General features: G+C 62.8%; 21 protein-coding genes. 10 read left to right on the forward strand and 11 right to left on the reverse strand.

Features of this window, described 5'->3' with window-relative positions:
• Positions 1-158 precede the first annotated feature (158 nt).
• The 8 genes from PVV54_RS22815 (at position 159) to PVV54_RS22850 (ending at position 8,313) form a co-directional block, all read left to right on the forward strand.
• Positions 159-923: a FadR/GntR family transcriptional regulator gene (locus PVV54_RS22815; protein WP_274907399.1), complete on the forward strand. Its 765-nt coding sequence runs from the start codon at positions 159-161 to the stop codon at positions 921-923.
• 90 nt (positions 924-1,013) lie between these two features.
• Positions 1,014-2,216 (forward strand): ABC transporter substrate-binding protein, encoded by a 1,203-nt coding sequence (locus PVV54_RS22820; protein ID WP_274907400.1) that lies wholly within the window; start codon positions 1,014-1,016, stop codon positions 2,214-2,216.
• Between the two features lie 65 nt (positions 2,217-2,281).
• Positions 2,282-3,142 (forward strand): branched-chain amino acid ABC transporter permease, encoded by an 861-nt coding sequence (locus PVV54_RS22825; RefSeq protein WP_274907401.1) that lies wholly within the window; start codon positions 2,282-2,284, stop codon positions 3,140-3,142.
• Positions 3,143-3,144: 2 nt separating this feature from the next.
• Positions 3,145-4,164: a branched-chain amino acid ABC transporter permease gene (locus PVV54_RS22830; RefSeq protein WP_274907402.1), complete on the forward strand. Its 1,020-nt coding sequence runs from the start codon at positions 3,145-3,147 to the stop codon at positions 4,162-4,164.
• A complete protein-coding gene (locus PVV54_RS22835) occupies positions 4,164-4,916 on the forward strand; it encodes an ABC transporter ATP-binding protein (protein WP_274907403.1) in 753 nt (250 codons plus the stop codon). The genes PVV54_RS22830 and PVV54_RS22835 overlap by 1 nt, the downstream gene beginning before the upstream one ends.
• Positions 4,916-5,611: an ABC transporter ATP-binding protein gene (locus PVV54_RS22840; RefSeq protein ID WP_274907404.1), complete on the forward strand. Its 696-nt coding sequence runs from the start codon at positions 4,916-4,918 to the stop codon at positions 5,609-5,611. Before PVV54_RS22835 ends, PVV54_RS22840 begins: the two co-directional genes overlap by 1 nt.
• A gap of 13 nt (positions 5,612-5,624) precedes the next feature.
• Positions 5,625-6,902: a Zn-dependent hydrolase gene (locus PVV54_RS22845; protein ID WP_274907405.1), complete on the forward strand. Its 1,278-nt coding sequence runs from the start codon at positions 5,625-5,627 to the stop codon at positions 6,900-6,902.
• A 1-nt stretch (position 6,903) separates the two neighbouring features.
• A complete protein-coding gene (locus PVV54_RS22850; protein ID WP_274907406.1) occupies positions 6,904-8,313 on the forward strand; it encodes an amidase in 1,410 nt (469 codons plus the stop codon).
• 87 nt (positions 8,314-8,400) lie between these two features.
• Here the strand turns inward: PVV54_RS22850 and thiO are convergent, their stop codons facing one another.
• From thiO to PVV54_RS22875, 5 genes are read right to left on the reverse strand one after another with little or no spacing between them, the layout of a single operon-like run.
• Positions 8,401-9,498 (reverse strand): glycine oxidase ThiO, encoded by a 1,098-nt coding sequence (gene thiO / locus PVV54_RS22855; RefSeq protein ID WP_274907407.1) that lies wholly within the window; start codon positions 9,496-9,498, stop codon positions 8,401-8,403.
• Positions 9,499-9,534: 36 nt separating this feature from the next.
• Positions 9,535-9,924: a type IV pilin protein gene (locus PVV54_RS22860; RefSeq protein WP_274907408.1), complete on the reverse strand. Its 390-nt coding sequence runs from the start codon at positions 9,922-9,924 to the stop codon at positions 9,535-9,537.
• A 1-nt stretch (position 9,925) separates the two neighbouring features.
• On the reverse strand, positions 9,926-10,399 hold the full coding sequence (locus PVV54_RS22865; RefSeq protein WP_274907409.1) for a hypothetical protein: 474 nt from the start codon (positions 10,397-10,399) through the stop codon (positions 9,926-9,928).
• Positions 10,396-11,043 carry a PilW family protein gene (locus PVV54_RS22870; protein WP_274907410.1) on the reverse strand — a complete coding sequence of 216 codons (648 nt, stop codon included), beginning with the start codon at positions 11,041-11,043 and terminating at the stop codon, positions 10,396-10,398. The genes PVV54_RS22865 and PVV54_RS22870 overlap by 4 nt, the downstream gene beginning before the upstream one ends.
• Positions 11,040-11,222 carry a prepilin-type N-terminal cleavage/methylation domain-containing protein gene (locus PVV54_RS22875; protein WP_274907411.1) on the reverse strand — a complete coding sequence of 61 codons (183 nt, stop codon included), beginning with the start codon at positions 11,220-11,222 and terminating at the stop codon, positions 11,040-11,042. The genes PVV54_RS22870 and PVV54_RS22875 overlap by 4 nt, the downstream gene beginning before the upstream one ends.
• A 109-nt stretch (positions 11,223-11,331) precedes the next feature.
• On the opposite strand from PVV54_RS22875, the gene PVV54_RS22880 reads away from it, so the two are divergent.
• Entirely contained in the window at positions 11,332-11,823 is a 492-nt protein-coding gene (locus PVV54_RS22880; protein ID WP_274907412.1) for a GspH/FimT family pseudopilin, read from the forward strand.
• On the opposite strand, the gene ispH is transcribed toward PVV54_RS22880, so the two are convergent.
• The 6 genes from ispH to murJ form a co-directional block, all read right to left on the reverse strand.
• Positions 11,824-12,771 (reverse strand): 4-hydroxy-3-methylbut-2-enyl diphosphate reductase, encoded by a 948-nt coding sequence (gene ispH / locus PVV54_RS22885; protein WP_274907413.1) that lies wholly within the window; start codon positions 12,769-12,771, stop codon positions 11,824-11,826.
• A gap of 14 nt (positions 12,772-12,785) precedes the next feature.
• On the reverse strand, positions 12,786-13,223 hold the full coding sequence (fkpB, locus tag PVV54_RS22890; protein WP_274907414.1) for an FKBP-type peptidyl-prolyl cis-trans isomerase: 438 nt from the start codon (positions 13,221-13,223) through the stop codon (positions 12,786-12,788).
• Entirely contained in the window at positions 13,216-13,731 is a 516-nt protein-coding gene (gene lspA / locus PVV54_RS22895; protein ID WP_274907415.1) for a signal peptidase II, read from the reverse strand. The genes fkpB and lspA overlap by 8 nt, the downstream gene beginning before the upstream one ends.
• Entirely contained in the window at positions 13,724-16,555 is a 2,832-nt protein-coding gene (ileS, locus tag PVV54_RS22900; protein WP_274907416.1) for an isoleucine--tRNA ligase, read from the reverse strand. The genes lspA and ileS overlap by 8 nt, the downstream gene beginning before the upstream one ends.
• Positions 16,552-17,502, reverse strand: coding sequence for a bifunctional riboflavin kinase/FAD synthetase (gene ribF / locus PVV54_RS22905; RefSeq protein WP_274907417.1), 951 nt, complete (start codon positions 17,500-17,502; stop codon positions 16,552-16,554). The genes ileS and ribF overlap by 4 nt, the downstream gene beginning before the upstream one ends.
• A gap of 117 nt (positions 17,503-17,619) precedes the next feature.
• Positions 17,620-19,158: a murein biosynthesis integral membrane protein MurJ gene (murJ, locus tag PVV54_RS22910; protein WP_274907418.1), complete on the reverse strand. Its 1,539-nt coding sequence runs from the start codon at positions 19,156-19,158 to the stop codon at positions 17,620-17,622.
• A 250-nt stretch (positions 19,159-19,408) separates the two neighbouring features.
• On the opposite strand from murJ, the gene rpsT reads away from it, so the two are divergent.
• A complete protein-coding gene (gene rpsT / locus PVV54_RS22915; protein WP_016484776.1) occupies positions 19,409-19,687 on the forward strand; it encodes a 30S ribosomal protein S20 in 279 nt (92 codons plus the stop codon).
• Positions 19,688-19,710: the final 23 nt, after the last annotated feature.

Below are 19,710 nucleotides of genomic sequence, written 5' to 3' on the forward strand. Positions count from 1 at the left end.
GGGGGCGCGCTGCGCCCCATCGCGGATAAATCCGCTCCTACCGGTTCGATTTGCGACCCTTTCGCACCAATTGCGACCCCCCTTCCTCCACACGATTGACCCCACCGAGCAAAACTCGCTAAATCCTATTTATCCGCATAAATACGAAAAATAGCGAAATGCTCAAACCCAAACGCAAGCGCCAGAAGCTGTCCGACGTCATCGTCGAATCGGTCAAACGCTCGATCGTGACCGAAGCGCTGCACCCCGGCGACCGGCTGCCCACCGAGCGCGAGCTGATGGAGCATTTCGAATGTTCCAAAGGCACGGCCCGGGAAGCGCTCAAAGCGCTGGAGGTAGAAGGCCTGGTCAATACCCGCACCGGGCCGAGTGGCGGCGCCTATCTGGCCGAGGTCGGCACCGAACCCGCCAGCCGGGCCTTGCGCAACTACCTGCACTTCCAGCACCTGGATGGCGAACAGGTTTACCAGCTGCGCAAAGTCATCGAAGTGGAGCTGGCAGTGTCGGTGATGGGCCAACTGAGCGAAGCGGACTACGCCGCGCTACAGGCCAACATCGACTTCTGCAGCACCCCGGAAGACAGCGAACAGGGCCAGCGCGAACAACGCCTGGCAGAGCTGGAGTTCCACACCTTGCTGGCACATCGCTGCCCCAACCCTTTGCTGCGCTTCATGGCGGTGTTCCTCAACGACCTGCTGCGTGACCTGGTGGTGCTGAAAAAAGCCTACCTGCCCAAGCGCCAGCAGTTTGCCGCTGCCAACATCGATTACCACAAACAGCTGCTGCTGGCCCTGCGCGCCAGCGACGAAGCTGCCGTACGCCGGTTGATGCACGAACACATGTGCGACGCCGAGCACCACATGACCGCGCTTGAAGGCGAGGTCGCCCGCCACTTCCTGCTGGAGTTCGAGCACAACCACTGAACCGCCTGAACAGAGGCCTGCACACAGGCCCGGCCGTACCCGCTTTGTCATTGCCACTCCTGCCTAATAACCACAACCAAGGAGTTACCCATGCAAAGACGTACCCTGCTCAAGGCAGGCCTTGCCCTGGGTGCCTTAGGTAGCCTCCCCTTGGGAGCACACCGGGCATTCGCCGACGAACCGCTGACCTTCTACGGGCTCAAATCCATGTCTGGCGCGTTCGCCAGCTACGGCAAGTACGCCGACATGGGCTCGCGCCTGGCCATTGCCGAACACCCGCAACTGCTCGGTCGCCCGCTCAAGTACAAAGTCATCGACACCGAAGGCAACGCCGGCAAGGCGGTGCGCAAGGTGCAGGAAGCCATTGGCCAGGACGGTGCGCGCTTCTTTCAAGGCTGCACCCTGTCGTCCTCGGCCCTGGCGGTGTCAAAAGAAATCCACAAGGCCGGTGGCGTGTTCATGACCCCGGTTGGCGCCGACGAAATCACCGGTAAAGACTGCAACGCCTCGACCTTCCGCTGGTCGGTGCCCACTTACGGCGCCATCCGCGAAACGCTGGTGCCGATGATTCGCCAGCTGCCCCAGGCCAAGCGCTGGTACACCATCACCCCGCAATACGTGTTCGGCGACGCGCTGCTGGACAACGCGCGCAAGGTGTTCGCCGAAATGGGCGTGGAGCACATCGGCAACAGCTACCACTCCCTGCAAGAGCAGGAATTTTCCGGTTACCTGACCAACGCCATCGCCGCCAAGCCAGACGTGCTGGTGCTGCTCAACTTCGGCAGCCAGGCATCCAATGCCCTGCGCCAGGCGGTTAACTTCGGCATAAAGGACCGCATGAAAGTGCTGATGGTGTGGTCGGCCGGCCTCGACCAGTTCCAGGAGCTGGGCAGCGATGTGCTTGAAGGCGTTTACCTCGGCGCACAGTACTGGCACCAGGTCGACACCCCGCTGAACAAGCAACTGGTTGCCGCCACTCAAAAAGCGTACGGCATCAACCCCAACTACCCACTGGCGGCCGACTACATCGGCACCAAGGTCATGCTCGACGCCATCATCAAGGCTGGCACGCTGGACGGCGCTGCCGTGTCCGCCGCGCTGCAGGGCATGCGCTTCCAGGGGCCAACCGGTGATGAGCTGATTCGCCCCGGTGACCATCAGGTACTGAAGGATTACTACCTGCTACGCGGCAAGCCCCAAGGGCAGATGCGCGACGAAGACGACCTGGCTGAGGTAATCAGCTCGGGCCGCTCGTTCGTCGAGGTCGACCACACCGGTTGCGCCCTGGCCTGAAGCCTAGGCGTTAGTCAAAAACACTTGTACAGGCAGCCGCACCGCGCGCTGTCGAGGGCACGTTCATGCTCGATTTGTACCTGTTCCAACTGCTCAACGGCCTGGGCCTGGGGATGATCTACTTCCTCATCGCTGTGGGCCTGACGATCATTTTCGGCCTGCTCAACTTCGTCAACTTCGCCCATGGCGCCTTCTTTTTGCTGGGGGCTTACCTCTGCTACACCGCGGTGGCGCTCACCGGCAACTTCTGGCTTGCGCTGCTGATTGCGCCGCTGGTGGTGGCTGCGCTGGCCTGGGCGGTAGAACGCTTGTTGATCAAACGCATCTACCACCTGCCACACACCTTCCAGATCCTCGTCACCCTCGGCATCGCCCTGATCATTCAGGAAGCCTCGGTACTGATCTGGGGCCCAGTGGGCAAGAACATCGCCGTACCGCCCGAGCTACGCGGGGTGCTGATCATCGGCGACTTCATCTACCCCTACTACCGCCTGTTCCTGATCGGCTTCGCCGCACTGATCGGCCTGGGCCTGTGGCTGCTGCTGGAGCGCACCCGCTTTGGCGCGCTGGTGCGGGCGGGCAGCGAAAGCACCGAAACCGTGTCACTGCTGGGCACCAACATCTTCCGCCTGTTCTCCCTGACTTTCGCCCTTGGCGTAGGCCTGGCCGGTGTCGCAGGGGTTTTGTTTGCCCCATTGCGAGGTGCACAGCCATTCGTCGGGCCGGAGATTCTCGGCATCGCCTTCGTGGTGGTGGTGATCGGCGGCATGGGCTCGTTCGGCGGCGCACTGGTGGGTGGCCTGCTGGTGGGTGTGGTGCAAAGCATGATGACCAGCCTGTGGCCGCAAGGCGCCAGCCTGATGATCTACGGCGCCATGGCGGCGGTGATTCTGGTCCGCCCTTATGGCCTGTTCGGGAGAGCATGACGATGAGCGAGAAAAACCCTTTGCCAGTAGTCAAAGGCCGCACCCCTGCCCTGCTGTTGCTGGTGCTCGCCAGCCTGGTGGTACTGCCGCTGGTGCTGCCGTCGGCCACCCTGGCCACCGAGATTCTGATCTTTGCCATGGCGGCACTGGCCTGCAACCTGCTGCTGGGCTACACCGGCCTGCTGTCGTTCGGCCAGGGCATTTTCTTCGGCGTGGGGGCCTATGGTGCTGCGCTGCTGATGATTCACCTGAACTGGGGCATGTTCGGCGCGCTGGTGGGCGCTGCGGTGTTCGGCGTTTTTCTGGCCCTGCTGGTAGGCGCCCTGGCAATCCGCCGCACGGGTATCTACTTCGTGATGCTGACCCTGGCCTTCAGCCAGATGGCGTACTTCCTGGCCTACACCCTCAGCGGCTGGACCGGCGGTGACAACGGCCTGCTCGATGTACCAAGGCCCAACATCGAAATCGCCGGCCATGTGCTGGTCGACCTGGCCGACCCACGGCACTTCTACGTGTTTGTCGCGGTGCTGTTCCTGCTGATTTTCGCCGGTGCCATGCGGGTGATTCGCTCGCCGTTCGGCAGCACCTTGCTGGCGATCCGCGAAAACGAAACCCGTGCGGCCGCCATCGGCTACGACACCCGCCACTTCAAGATCCTGGTGTTCATGCTGTCGGGCGCCATCACCGGCGTCGCCGGGGCGCTGTACGCCATGCTGCTGCACTTTGCGCCACTGTCGAACATCGACCTGATGATGAGCGAGAACATCCTGATCATGACCATCGTCGGCGGCACTGGCTCGCTGTTCGGTTCGCTGCTGGGCGCCGGTGCCATCGTGTTGCTGGGCGATGTGCTGTCGGAACTGTGGCCACGCTGGCTGATGCTGCTGGGGGCAATCCTGATTCTGGTGGTGGTGTTCATGCGTGGCGGGCTGTGGGGTGGCCTGGCCGAACTGGGCAAGCGCCTGCGCCCCTCCCGCTCGGGCGATACCCAACCCGGCGCCAACACCAAGGAGACGCTGTGATGAGTGACTATCTGCTGGAAACCCGCGATCTGGAACTGGCCTACGGCCCGTTCAAAGCGGTCGCCGGCGTCGACCTCAAGGTTCGCGCGGGCACCATCCACACCGTGATCGGCCCCAACGGCGCAGGCAAGACCAGCCTGTTCCACTGCCTGACCGGCGAGCGCCAGGCCACCAGCGGCAAGATCCTGTTCAACGGCCAGGACATCATCCGCAAGCCGCCCCATGGCCGCGTGGCGTTGGGCATGGCGCGCTCGTTCCAGCTCACCAGCCTGTTCCAGAACCTGTCGGTGCGCGAAAACCTGCGCCTGGCCGCCCAGGGCCGTGATGGCCTGGGTGCCCTCAACTTCTGGCGCAGCGTGGAACACAAACGCAGCCACTGGAACACCGCCGACCAGGTGCTGGAGCGGCTCAAGCTGAGCAACCGTGCCGATACCCTGGCCGGCGAGCTTTCTCACGGCCAGCAGCGGGTGCTTGAGGTGGGCATGTCGATTTGCGCCAAACCCACCCTGCTGATGCTCGACGAACCCACCTCGGGCATGGGCATCGACGACATCCCGGTGATGACCGCGCTGATCAGCGACCTGGGCCGCGACCATACCGTGCTGCTGATCGAGCACAACATGAGCATCGTCATGTCGATCAGCCAGCGCATTACCGTGATGAGCCACGGCCAGATCCTGGTCGAAGGCACCCCGGAACAGGTACGCAACGACCAGCGTGTGCGCACCGCCTACCTTGGAGAGGCCGCCTGATGCTCAACGTCGAATCCATCCACTCCTATTACGACAAAAGCCACGTGCTCGAAGGCGTGTCGCTGCAGGTTGGCAGCGGTGAACTGGTGACCCTGCTGGGGCGCAATGGCGCCGGCAAGACCACCACCTTGCGCAGCATCCTCGGCATCGTGCGCCCGCGCCAGGGCCAGATCACCTTCAACGGCCAGCAGCTGGTGGGCCGCGAAATCTTCGACATCGCCCGGCAGGGCATTGCTCTGGTGCCGGAGCATCGCGGCATCTTTCGCCAGCTCAGCGTGGAAGAGAACCTGAAGATCGCCGCGCGCAAGGGCAGCCGCTGGCAGCTGGAGGACGTTTACGCCATGTTCCCGCGCCTTAAGGAGCGGCGGCGTAATGGTGGCTTTGCACTGTCCGGTGGCGAGCAGCAAATGCTGGCCATTGCCCGCGCCCTGCTCAACGACCCCAAGCTGCTGATTCTCGATGAACCCACCGAGGGCCTGGCACCGGTGATTGTCGACGAGCTGGTGAAGATCCTGCGGCGGATCAAGGGCGAGGGCCTGTCCATTTTGCTGGTGGAACAGAACCTGATGGTGTGCGACGCGCTCGCCGACCGCCACTACGTGCTGGAACAAGGCCGCGTCGCCTACCAGGGCAGCGCCGCCCAGTTCCGCGAAGACCCAAGCATCAAGAACCGCTACCTGGCCCTGAGTGCCTGAAAGGAGAATGCCCATGAACACCCGCATCGATCCCTCGCAGCACTTGCTCGGCCAGGGGCCGCTGGTCAGCCGCGAACGCCTGTGGCAGTCGCTGATGGACCTGGCCAGGCTCGGCGCCACCGCCAAGGGTGGCGTGTGCCGCCTGGCCCTGACCGACCTCGACCGCCAGGCCCGTGACCTGTTCGTACACTGGTGCGAAGAGGCCGGCTGCACGGTCAGCGTCGACGCCATCGGCAACATCTTCGCCCGCCGCCCTGGGCGCAACCCGGCGCTGGCACCGGTGATGACCGGCAGCCACATCGACACCCAACCCACCGGCGGCAAGTTCGACGGCTGCTACGGCGTGATGGCCGGGCTGGAAGTGCTGCGCACCCTCAACGACCTGAACCTGACCACCGAAGCGCCACTGGAAGTGGTGGTGTGGACCAACGAAGAAGGCTCGCGCTTCCCGCCGTGCATGATGGGGTCGGGCGTGTTTGCCGGCAAGTTTGGCCTGGAGGAAACACTGGCCAAGGTCGATGACCAGGGCCTGTCGGTTGGCGCCGAGCTGTCGCGCATTGGCTATGCCGGGCCGCGCGTGCCCACAGGGCATGCGGTGGGGGCGTACTTCGAGGCGCACATCGAACAAGGCCCGGTGCTGGAAGACCAGCGCACCACCATTGGCGTGGTGCAGGGTTGCCTGGGGCAAAAGTGGTTCGACCTGGTGCTGACCGGTGTTGAAGCGCACGCCGGCCCCACCCCGATGCACCTGCGCAAGGATGCACTGGTCGGCGCCGCCGATGTGGTGGCAGCGGTCAACCGTGTGGCCCACGCCCACCAGCCGCACGCCTGTGGCACGGTCGGCTGCCTCAACGTGCACCCGGCCTCGCGCAACGTCATCCCCGGCCAGGTGCAGATGACCATCGACCTGCGCCACCTCGACCCGGGCCACCTTGACGCAATGGTCGCCGAAGTGCGGGCAGCCATCGAAACCACTACATCCAAACACGGCCTGAGCTTTGAACTGACACCCACTGCCGACTTCCCGCCCTTGTACTTCGCCGAGCAGTGCGTGGATGCCGTGCGCAGCGGCGCCCGCGAACTGGGCCTGAGCCACATGGACATTGTCAGCGGTGCCGGGCATGACGCGATCTTCCTGGCAGAGCTTGGCCCGGCGGGCATGATTTTCGTGCCATGCGAAGGTGGCATCAGCCACAACGAAATCGAAAACGCAGCGCCACAGGACCTGGCCGACGGTTGCGACGTATTGCTGCGCGCCATGTTCAAGGCCGCCAATCAGGGAGCCCTTTGAAATGACCGGTAAAACCGCGATTGGCGAATTCACCGCCGTCGAACTGCTCGACCTGTACCAGCGCCACCAGCTATCGCCGGTTGAAGTGATCGACGATGTACTGGCGCGCATCGACCAGCACAACCCGGTGGTAAATGCCTACTGCCATGTGGACGGCGAAGGTGCCCGCACCGCCGCCCGCGCCAGCGAGCAGCGCTGGCAGCGTGGCGAACCCTGCGGCCGCCTGGACGGCGTGCCAGCCTCGATCAAGGACTTGACCCTGACCCGTGGCATGCCAACCCGCAAAGGCTCGCGCACCACCTCGGCGGCGGGCCCTTGGAATGTGGACGCGCCGTTTGCCGCATTCATGCGTGATGCGGGCGCGGTGCTGGTGGGCAAGACCACCACGCCGGAGTTCGGCTGGAAGGGTGTGACCGACAACCCGCTTTACGGCATTACCCGCAACCCTTGGGACACGCGCCTCACGGCCGGTGGATCATCGGGCGGCGCTGCCGCGGCTGCCGCGCTGAACCTGGGCGTGCTGCATCAAGGCAGTGACGCCGGTGGCTCGATCCGCATCCCCTGCGCCTTTACCGGCACGTTCGGCATCAAACCGACCTTCGGTTATGTGCCTCAATGGCCGGCCAGTGCAATGACGGTGCTATCACACCTTGGGCCGATGACCCGCACGGTCGACGACGCGGTGCTGATGCTCGACTGTGTAGCCCGGCCAGATGCGCGTGACGGGCTGGCCGGGGCTGCTCGGCAGGCGCCCTGGCTGGGCGATCAGCAGGACCTGAGCGGCTTGCGCATCGCCTACAGCGCCGACTTTGGCTACGTGCAGGTAGACCCGCAGATCCAGGCACTGACGGCGCAAGCAGTACAGCGCCTGGCGCGGCTGGGGGCACAGGTGGAAGAGGTCGACCCAGGGTTCGGCGACCCGCTGGGGACCTTCAACACCTTGTGGTTTGCCGGTGCTGCGCGGCTGGCCAGCGCGTTCAGCGACGAACAGCGTGCACTGCTAGACCCGGGTTTACGCTGGATTGCCGAACAGGGGGCGCGGATCAGCCTGAGCGAATACACCCAGGCGCTGGAGGCGCGGGCTGATTTGATCGCAAAGATGAATGCCTTCCATCAGCAGTACGACGTGCTGGTGTCTCCGATGCTGCCGCTGGTGGCCTTCGAGGCGGGGCATGAGGTGCCACCCGGGTCGGGCATGGAGCGCTGGATGGAGTGGACGCCGTTCAGTTACCCGTTCAACCTGACCCAGCAGCCGGCGGCGTCGGTACCTTGCGGGTTTACCCGTGAAGGGTTGCCGGTGGGGTTGCAGGTGGTTGCGGGGCGGTTTGCTGACGAGCAGGTGCTGCGGGTTTGCAAGGTGTATGAGCAGCATTATCCGAGCAGGCATTTGCAGGTGCCGGTCAAGGGCTGAATTTTTTGTTGGTTTTGACGGCCTCATCGCGGATAAATCCGCTCCTACAGAGGGTCGTGTAGGAGCGGATTTATCCGCGATGGGCCATCAGCCCAACCGCCCGGCCGGCGCATACAGCGCCGGATCAATGATCGGCTGCGCCCCGGTCATCAAATCGGTAAACAACTGGCACGAAGCCGGCGCCAGCACCAGCCCATTACGGTAATGCCCGCAATTCAGCCACAACCCATCATGCCCCGGCACCGGCCCGATATAAGGAATGCCCTCCGGCGACCCCGGCCGCAAACCCGCCCAATGTGCCACCACCGGAGCGTCCTTCAGCGCGGGCAACAACTCAATGGCCGAGGCCTTCAAGCTTTCCAGTGCATCGTCAGTCGGGGTTTTGTCATAGCCCGCATGCTCCAGCGTACTGCCCACCAGAATATGCCCGTCACGCCGCGGGATGGCATAACGCCCCTTGGCCAGCACCATACTCGGCAGGAAGTCTTCGGCGCATTTGAACAGGATCATCTGGCCTTTTACCGGCTCCACCGGCAGTTCAAGGCCCAGCGTGCGCAACAAGTCGCCACTCCAGGCTCCGGCGCTCAGAACCACGTCATCGGCCTGCAGTTCGCCGTCAGCCGTCTGCACACCGGTCACACGCCCGCCTGAGTGGACGAAGCCGGTGATCTGGCAGTGCTCGCGCAAGGTGACATTGGGCATCGCCAGCAGCGCAGCCTTGAGCGCTTTCACCAGCCGCGGGTTGCGCACGTTCGCCACGCCGGCCATATAGATGGCGCGCTTGTAGCCTGCGCCCAGCACCGGCACATCGTCGTAGACTGCAGAAATGTCCACCGCGCTCAATGGGCGTTGGTTACGTTCGGCCCAGGCCAGCGCTGCGGCTTCATCGTCCAGGTCGAGCCAGTACAAGCCGGTAGTGTGCACTTCGGGGTCGAGGCCGGTGCTGGCGTGCAGGCGTTCGCCCAGTTGTGGATAAAAGTCCTGCGACCAGTGCGCCAGCGCCGTGACTGCGGGGCTGTAGCGCCACGGATACAGGGGCGAAACGATGCCCCCACCCGCCCAGGACGACTCGCGGCCCACTTCGCCCTGGTCGCACACCACCACCTGCCCGACCTTCGCCGCCAGGTTGAACGCCGTCAGCAGGCCGATCACCCCGCCGCCGACCACCACTACTTGCTTGCTCATCTGTCGATCCAACACCTGAAGTCAATCATTCAACCCTCAGCTCCCCCAACAGCGTTCGGTGGCGTCAACGGCACCCGGGTTGCTCTGCACACCGGCCTGGTCAAGCTGGAAGTCGCCACAGCGGTCATCGGCCATCAGGCCATTTGGCAAGCGCCGGGCCAGCAGCGTGAAGGTGTCGCTGCCGCGTTGGGCCACCAGGCGGTAGTAGCGATTTGAGGCAGGCAACTGAGGGTCGCCCTCGGCATACTGACCGGTGCGCACACGGTGGCGCTCCAGGCGCAGGGCGGCGTCATGCAGCAGGCCAACCACTTCGCTGCGTGCGGCTCGCCGGAGCTGGTCGCTGTAACTGGGGTAGGCAATGGCTGCCAGAATGCCGATGAGCGCCACGACAATCAACAACTCAATCAGGCTCATACCTTGCTGCATGTCAGTTTTCTCTCAGTCTTTGTCGCCACAGGATGCGTTGCAGGGCTTGTGGCAGAGCGGTGGGGGCGGCGTAGACGGCTTCCAGTACCTGCCTGGTCTCGGGTTGCTTGCTAACGGCGGTTACCCGATAGAGGGTGACGGGTTCACCGGCGGGCCAGTGAACGGCGCGTTTGGTTACGCCAAGGTTTTGCAGGTGGTAGTAGCCGTCGTCGGTGGTTTGCCACTCACCTTCCAGATCGTGCGGCCGCGCGGGTGGTGGGCAGGCATTGCACGGCGCTGGTGGGTTGAGCTTCAGTTGGTTGAAACCGGCTTTCAGCGTGTCTTCCGCTTGCTTGAATGCCTTAAGGCCAGCCTCCATGTAACCGGTCAGACGCATTTCCATCATGGCATCGCGCAGGGCTGAAGCCGCCAACAATGCCAGCAGCAAGCTCAGGCCCAGCGCCAGCAAGAGGACCACGCCTCGCTGCCGCTTCATGGCTGGGTTACCGGGTTGCGCAATGCAACGCTTAGAGCATGGTGTTGCTCAATATTCAGGCCGGGGTCGAACAGGCGCAGAGTTATGTCCAGCCGATTGCCGGCGAGCTCCAGGCGGAATTCGCGAACATTTTCGATGAGTGGTTGAGTGTTCGCGTTGCGGCTGAACTTGAGTTCAGTGCCTTGAAGAAAGTAAGCATGGCGGCTGATGCCATAATTCAGCGCTTGGTCGCTGTGCGCTACACACGCGTCATCCTTCCCATTACATATCCGAGCATCACTGAAACAGTCGGTCCACAAGATCCAGTCCGGTTTACCGGCGTACCCTGTTAATTCAGCCACTACCAGGTTCAGCCTGCCCGCTTCAATTTGCAGCGGATTGGCGAAGGCTTTACGAGCCGCTTCTGCCTCGAACTCGCCGGGTTTGGGACGCAAGCAGCCAAACATGCCCGCCATGCGCACATCCTGAGCCATGCGAAGCAATGCCAACCGCGCATCATTCTGCATGCGAAGCGCGGCACCTTGCAGGCGCCAGCTCTGATGGGCAGAAGCAAAAAGCTGGCTGGCCGCCGCCAGAATCATCAATCCGATGGCCAATGCCAGTGTCACTTCCAGCAGCCCGAAACCGCGCTGGTTGCTGCTCATTGCTGACGCCGCTCATGCTCGCTGTGCGCCTCCATGGCTGACTGGCCATCGCGACGAGCAGCTTCCGTGGCCTGCAATGCCTTGAGTTGCAACGCCGCTGCAGTCATTGAACCCACCGCCAGCACTACCACTGCCAACAACACTTCCAAAAGCGTCATGCCCCGCTGTTTTTTGTGCATCCCTGCACCTCCTGCGACATTTCCCGCAATAGCCCTGCGCTTGGTCGACTGGACCTCTTGTCCGTTGACCGTGAAGCTAAAGCCAAGCACTTCCAGGGAGGAATGCACGGTGAAGCAACGTGGCGTAACACTGATACAAATGATGTTTGGCTTGGCGATGGCCGCGCTGCTGACACAACTTGGCATGCCGGCCTACAGCAAATGGAGTGATGACTTGCACAGGACCGCAACGGCCCGGGACCTCGCGCAATCGCTGCGCAGCGCAAGGAGCCATGCGATGCTTCAGGGCCAAGCGGTCCTGGTGCAATCGGTGGAAGATGATTGGGGTAAAGGCTGGCGGGTAGTACTGGAAAATAACAGGCAACTGCTACGTGAACACCGTCTTTCGCGTGCTCAACGCATAGACAGCAATATGGGAAACCAAGTCAAATTCAGTGCTCAGGGCATACCGTTGGGGGCAACTAACAATTTTCGAGCCGGACGGCTGGAAGTTTGCAAACCCACGGCAGTTGTCAGCCAGTATCAGCTAGTGCTGGCAAGCAGCGGCAGAGTCGACCTGCGCACAGATGAACCTAAACATCCTCTGTGCGCAGGCCCATGATCAGATCAGCGAACGAACCCGCAGCTCTTTAGGCATCGAGAACGTAATGTTCTCCGGCCGGCCATCCAGCTCTTCGGCGCCCGTCGCGCCCCAGGCCTTGAGCTGGTCGATCACCCCACGCACCAGCACCTCAGGCGCCGAAGCACCCGCAGTAATGCCAATACGCTCAGCCTTGTCGAACCAGCCGCGTTGCATGTCCTCGGCACCGTCGATCAGGTACGCCGGCGTACCCATGCGCTCGGCCAACTCGCGCAGGCGGTTGGAGTTGGAACTGTTCGGGCTGCCCACCACCAGCACCACGTCGCATTCACCGGCCAGTTGCTTGACCGCGTCCTGGCGGTTTTGCGTGGCGTAGCAGATGTCGTCCTTGCGCGGGCCACCGATGTTCGGAAAACGCGAGCGCAGGGCGTCGATGACGCGGCTGGTGTCGTCCATCGACAAGGTGGTCTGGGTGACGAAGGCCAGGTGATCCGGGTCGCGCACCTGCAGCTTGGCCACATCTTCTTCGTCCTCGACGAGGTAGATGGCGCCGCCGTTGCTGGCGTCGTACTGGCCCATGGTGCCTTCGACTTCCGGGTGCCCTTCGTGGCCGATCAGAATGGTTTCACGGCCGTCGCGGCTGTACTTGGCCACTTCGATGTGCACCTTGGTAACCAGTGGGCAAGTGGCGTCGAACACCTTCAGGCCACGGCCGGCAGCTTCCTGGCGCACCGCCTGGGAAACGCCATGGGCGCTGAAGATGACGATGACGTCGTCCGGCACCTGGTCCAGCTCTTCAACGAAGATGGCGCCACGGTTGCGCAGGTCTTCCACCACGAACTTGTTGTGCACCACTTCATGGCGCACATAGATCGGCGGGCCGAAGACTTCCAGCGCACGGTTGACGATCTCGATCGCCCGGTCGACCCCCGCGCAAAAGCCGCGAGGGTTGGCGAGTTTGATTTGCATGCTCGGCTCCAGGCTTACAGGGCCTTGACCTCGAGGATATCCACCTCGAAGGTCAGGGTCTTGCCAGCCAGTGGGTGATTGAAGTCGATGGTCACCTGGTCATCGTCGAACGCTTTGACCACGCCCGGCAACTCGGTGTTGGCGGCGTCGTTGAAGATGATCAGCAGCCCTTCGGACAGCTCCATGCCCTCGAAGTTGGCGCGCGGCATCACTTGCACGTTCTGCGGGTTGGGCTGGCCAAAGGCATTCTCCGGCTCGACCACCACAGTGCGCTTGTCGCCGGCCTTGAAGCCGAACAGCGCGGCTTCGAAGCCAGGCAGCAGGTTGCCATCACCGACCTTGAAGGTGGCCGGGGCCTTGTCAAAGGTGCTGTCGACGGTATCGCCGTTTTCCAGGTGCAGCGCGAAGTGCAGGGTGACTTCGGTGTTCTGGCCGATACGGGTGTCAGTCATGGGCCGGTTCCTCGGTCTTCTTGCTTTTGAACATGTCCAGCGCCAGCATCACCGCACCAACGGTGATGGCACTGTCGGCCAGGTTGAAGGCCGGGAAGTAGTGGGTGTTCTTCCAGTGCACCAGGATGAAATCGACCACATGGCCCAGCACGACGCGGTCGTACAGGTTGCCGATCGCCCCGCCCAGCACCAGCGCCAGCGCCACGGCCAGCCAGGTTTCATTGCGCCCCAAGCGCTTGAGCCACACCACCAGCACAGCACTGACCACCACGGCGATCAGGGCAAACAGCCAGCGCTGCCAGCCGGAGCTGTCAGCCAGGAAGCTGAACGCCGCGCCGGTGTTGTACGCCAGGGTCCAGCTGAAGTAGTCAGGGATGACCACAATCTGCTGGTACATGGTGAGCGCGTTGTTGAAGTACAACTTGGTGGCCTGGTCCAGGACCAGGACCACCAGGCTGAGCCACAACCATGGAAGGCGCCCGAAGCGCCCTACCGAAGGGTTAGGCATAGTGGCGCACCTCGCCTTTGCCACTCAGGTTGTCCACGCAGCGGCTGCAGATTTCCGGGTGCTCGGCATGGCTGCCGACGTCAGCGCGGAAGTGCCAGCAACGGCCGCACTTGGCGTGGCCAGACTTGACCACTTGCAGCTTCAGGCCTTCGACTTCGGTGGCCACCGCTTCAGCCGGCGCCTGTGCAAACGGCACAACGCTGGCAGCAGAGGTAATCAGCACAAAGCGCAGTTCATCGCCCAGCTTGGCCAGGTCGGCACTCAGGCCTTCTTCGGCGAACAGGGTGACTTCAGCCTGCAGGTTGCCGCCGATGACCTTGGCAGTACGCTGGTTCTCCAGCTCCTTGTTGACCGCGGCCTTCACGGCCATGACGCGGTCCCAGTAGGCGCGGTCCAGCTCGGTGCCTTCCGGCAGCTCGCTCAGGCCTTCATACCAGCCGTTGAGCATGACCGACTCGTTGCGCTCGCCCGGCAGGTATTGCCAGATTTCGTCGGCGGTGAAGGCCAGGATCGGTGCGATCCAACGCACCAGCGCCTCGCTGATGTGGTACAGCGCGGTCTGGCACGAACGGCGGGCGACACTGTTGGCGCCGGTGGTGTACTGGCGGTCCTTGATGATGTCGAGGTAGAAGCCACCCAGCTCCTGCACGCAGAAGTTGTGGATCTTCGAGTAGACGTTCCAGAAGCGGTACTCACCGTAGTGCTCTTCCAGCTCGCGCTGCAGCAGCAGGGTGCGGTCCACGGCCCAGCGGTCCAGGGCGATCATTTCTTCCGGCTTCAGCAGGTCACGGGCCGGGTCGAAGCCAGACAGGTTGGAGAGCAGGAAGCGCGCGGTGTTGCGGATACGGCGGTAGGCGTCGGCGCTGCGCTGCAGGATCTGCTCGGAAACCGCCATTTCACCGGAATAGTCGGTGGCCGAAACCCACAGACGCAGGATGTCGGCGCCCAGCGTGTTGTTGACCTTTTCCGGCTCGATGGTGTTGCCCAGCGACTTGGACATCTTGCGGCCGTTTTCGTCCACGGTGAAGCCGTGGGTCAGCAGCTCGCGGTAAGGCGCGTGGTTGTCGATGGCGCAACCGGTCAGCAGGGACGAGTGGAACCAGCCGCGGTGCTGGTCGGAACCTTCCAGGTACAGGTCGGCGCGCGGGCCGGTGGCGTGGCCAATGTCGTGGGAGCCGCGCAGCACGTGCCAGTGGGTGGTACCGGAGTCGAACCAAACGTCCAGGGTGTCGGCGATCTTGTCGTACTGGCCGGCTTCGTCACCGAGCAGTTCGGCGGCGTCCAGCTTGAACCAGGCTTCGATGCCTTCCTGTTCGACGCGCTTGGCCACTGCTTCCATCAGCTCGACGGTGCGCGGGTGCAGCTCGCCGGTTTGCTTGTGCAGGAAGAACGGAATCGGCACGCCCCAGTTGCGTTGACGCGAGATGCACCAGTCCGGGCGGTTGGCGATCATCGAATGCAGCCGCGCCTGGCCCCAGGCCGGGACGAACTTGGTGTCTTCGATGGCCTTGAGCGCGCGCTCACGCAGCGGCTCGCCGGTGGAGGGCTGCTTGTCCATGCCCACGAACCACTGCGCGGTGGCGCGGTAGATCAGCGGGGTCTTGTGGCGCCAGCAGTGCATGTAGCTGTGGCTGATGGTTTCGGTGTGCATCAGCGCACCGACTTCGCTCAGTTTTTCGACGATGGCCGGATTGGCCTTCCAGATGAACTGGCCGCCAAAGAACTCCAGCGACTCAACGTACACGCCGTTGCTCTGAACCGGCGTGAGGATGTCGTCGTTTACCATGCCGTAACGCTTGCAGGTGACGAAGTCGTCTTCACCATACGCAGGCGCGGAGTGGACCACGCCGGTACCGGCGCCCAGTTCGACGTAGTCAGCCAGGTAGATCGGCGACAGGCGGTCGTAGAACGGGTGACGGAAGTTGACCAGCTCCAGGGCAGAACCCTGGGCGGTGGCGATGACCGAGCCTTCGAGGTTGTAGCGCTTGAGGCACGACTCGACCAACTCTTCGGCCAGCACCAGCAGGCGCTCGCCGGTATCGACCAGGGCGTATTTGAACTCCGGGTGGATGTTCAGCGCCTGGTTGGCCGGGATGGTCCACGGGGTGGTGGTCCAGATCACGATGGCGGCAGGCTTGGCCAGCGACGGCAGGCCGAAGGCGGCAGCCAGCTTGGCCTCATCGGCAACCGGGAAGGCCACGTCGATGGTCTGGGATTTCTTGTCGGCGTATTCGACCTCGGCTTCGGCCAGTGCCGAACCGCAATCGAAGCACCAGTTCACAGGCTTGAGGCCCTTGAACACGAAGCCTTGCTTGACCATTTCGGCCAGGGCGCGGATTTCACCGGCCTCGTTGGCGAAGTTCATGGTCTTGTAGGGGTTGTCCCAGTCACCCAGCACACCCAGGCGAATGAACTCGGCTTTCTGGCCTTCGATCTGCTCGGCAGCATACTCGCGGCACAGCTCACGGGTGCGGTCGGCAGACAGGTGCTTGCCGTGGGTGACCTCGACCTTGTGCTCGATCGGCAGGCCGTGGCAGTCCCAGCCCGGCACGTACGGCGCGTCGAAGCCCGACAGGGTCTTGGAGCGGACGATCATGTCCTTGAGGATCTTGTTCAGCGCATGACCGATGTGGATCTTGCCGTTGGCATAGGGCGGGCCGTCGTGCAGGACGAACTTCGGACGGTCCTTGCCAATTTCGCGCAGCTTCTGGTACAGGCCAATGCTGTCCCAGCGCTGCAGAATCTGCGGTTCGCGCTGAGGCAGGCCGGCCTTCATCGGGAAGGCGGTGTCCGGAAGGTTAAGCGTGGCTTTGTAGTCGGTCATTTCAGGCTCTTCGTTAACGGTTGAGCGTGCCAATGTGCACGTGCGGCGGCGATATCCGCATCGATCGCCGACTTCAGCGCCTCCAGGGAGGCGAATCGCTGCTCTTCACGCAGCTTGTGGTGGAACTCCACCGTCAGGCGCCGGCCATACAGATCGCCGGCATAATCCAGTAGATGAATCTCGAGGTGCGGGCGGCCGTCACCGGCCACCGTTGGTCGTACCCCAATGTTGCCGACACCCGGCCAGGCCTTGCCGTCGATTTCGATGCTGGCCAGGTAGACCCCGGACAGCGGCACGCGGCGGCGCTTGAGCTGGATGTTGGCGGTAGGCGTACCAAGCTGGCGGGCCAGCTTCTGGCCATGCAGCACGCGGCCAGTGATGCTGTAAGGGCGGCCAAGCAGGTGTTCGGCCAGTTCGAAGTTGCCTTCGCTCAGGGCCTTGCGCACTTCAGTGCTGCTGACCCGCAGGCCGTCCTGGATCACGGTGTTGGCGGCCTCGACAGTGAAGCCATACTGCTTGCCGGCTTCGACCAGGAAGCTGAAATCGCCGGTACGGTGGCAACCGAAGCGGAAGTCATCCCCCACTTCAAGGTGGCGCACGCCCAGGCCGTCGACCAGGATCGCTTTGACGAATTCGTCGGCACTGAGCGCGCTGAAGCGCTGGTTGAAGGCCAGGCAGAGCACACGGTCGATGCCCTCCGCGGCCAGCAGCTCTACCTTGTCACGCAGGCGGGCCAGACGGGCGGGCGCGGTGTCGGGCGCGAAGTACTCGCGCGGCTGTGGCTCGAAGATCACCACGCAAGTTGGCAGGCCCAGCTCCTGGCCGCGCTCACGCAGGCGCGCCAGGATTGCCTGGTGGCCACGGTGAACCCCGTCGAAGTTGCCAATGGTGGCGACACAGCCCCGGTGCTCGGGGCGCAGGTTGTGAAGACCTCGAACCAGCTGCATAACGCGCTTCTTGCTCATAAAGTGGCCGATTATAACCACACCCGGGCGCTGGTGACAGGCAACAGCGCCTGGGTGTGGCGTGGAATGCAAAAAACCGACGTCTGACCCTTGTTTACCTTAGTGCAGGGCTTTGCGGGCGAAGTGCCGGGGCCTGAAGCCGCACACGAACAGGCAACCGAAATAGGTCACCACACCGGCCACGATCAGCGCGCCCAGGCGCAAAAAGCGCTCAAGCATGTTGCCTTGCTCCCAGGCGGGCAGGTAATGCATGCCCACCAGCAGCACTGCCGACATCAGGGCCACCGCCAGCACCAGCTTCAGCAGGAACATCGCCCACCCTGGCTGCGGCTGGAACAACTGCTGGCTGCGCAGCTTCCAGAACAGCAGGCCGGCGTTCAGGCAAGCGCCCAGGCTGATGGCCAGGGCCAGGCCGGCGTGCTGCAGCGGCCCAATCAGCGCCAGGTTGAACAGCTGGGTGCAAACCAGGGTAAAAATCGCGATCTTCACCGGCGTACGGATATTCTGCTGCGCATAGAAGCCCGGTGCCAGTACCTTGACCAGAATGATCGCCAGCAGGCCAACCGAGTAGGCGATGAGCGCACGCTGGGTCATGGCGGCATCGAATGCGGTGAACTTGCCGTACTGAAACAGCGCCACGGTCAAAGGCTCAGCGAGGATTGCCAGTGCCAGGGTGCACGGCAGCACCAGCAAAAAGCACAGGCGCAGGCCCCAGTCCATGATCCGCGAGTACTCTTCGCGGTCCTTGTTGGCATAGGTCTTGGCCAGGGTTGGTAGCAGGATGGTGCCCAAGGCCACGCCCAGCACCCCGGATGGCAGCTCCATGAGGCGATCGGCGTAATACATCCACGACACCGAACCGGCCACCAGGAACGAGGCGAAGATGGTGTTGATGATCAGGGAAATCTGGCTGACCGATACGCCCAGGATGGCTGGCAGCATTTGCTTGAGCACGCGCCATACACCGGCATCCTTGAGGTTAAGGCGCGGCAGCACGAGCATGCCGATTTTCTTCAGGGCCGGCAGTTGGTAGAGCAACTGGGCCAGGCCACCGGCCAGCACGCCCCAGGCCAGCGCCATGATCGGCGGGTCGAAGTACGGCGTGAGCAGCACGGCGAAGGCGATCATTGCCACGTTCAGGAGGGTTGGCGTGAAGGCCGGGACCGAGAAGCGGTTCCAGGTATTGAGGATGGCACCAGCCAGGGACGACAGCGAGATCAGCAATATATAAGGAAAGGTCACCCGCAGCAGGGCCGTGGTCAGCTCGTACTTTTCAGTGCTGTCGACAAAGCCAGGCGCGGTCGCCCAGACCACCCAGGGTGCGGCGAGAATGCCAACTGCCGTGACCACCGCCAGCACAAGCGTGAGCAGCCCGCTTACATAGGCAATGAACGTACGTGTGGCCTCCTCCCCCTGCTGGGTCTTGTATTCGGCAAGAATCGGCACGAAGGCTTGGGAAAACGCTCCTTCGGCAAATATCCGCCGCAGCAGGTTGGGCAGTTTGAAGGCGATGAAAAAGGCGTCGGTGGCGATGCCGGCACCGAACACGCGGGCCAGGATGGTATCGCGCACGAAGCCCAACACCCGGGAAATCATGGTGATGGAGCTGACTGCAGCCAGGGATTTGAGCAGGTTCATCGAAAAGATTCACGCCAAGGGCAGAGGACGCTGCCAGACAGCGTCTGAATGTGCGATACTCCCGCGCCTTCGCAGGGGAGCCAAAAATTCCCGAGTTTACAGGTCGCGCAGCAGAAAGGAATATTTCCGTCCTGTTGGTGCACCGCTCGGCGGAACCCTGCAGGTGGCCTTGACAACCGGTCGAGTGATCGGCATGATTCGCGGCCTATTTTGTTTGCTATTTACCTAAAGTCTTTCGAGGAGCTCGACGGTGGCCAACACACCTTCCGCCAAGAAACGTGCAAAACAGGCTGAGAAGCGTCGCAGCCACAACGCCAGCCTGCGTTCCATGGTCCGCACCTACATCAAGAATGTAGTTAAAGCCATTGACGCAAAAGACGCCGACAAAGCGCAAGCCGCTTACGTTCTGGCTGTACCAGTAATCGACCGTATGGCCGACAAAGGTATCATCCACAAGAACAAAGCTGCTCGCCACAAAGGCCGTCTGAATGGCCACATCAAGGCGCTGAAAGAAGCTGCAGCTGCCTAAGCGACGTTCTTGTCGAAAAACCG

Source organism: Pseudomonas sp. PSKL.D1 (assembly GCF_028898945.1).
GTDB lineage: Bacteria > Pseudomonadota > Gammaproteobacteria > Pseudomonadales > Pseudomonadaceae > Aquipseudomonas.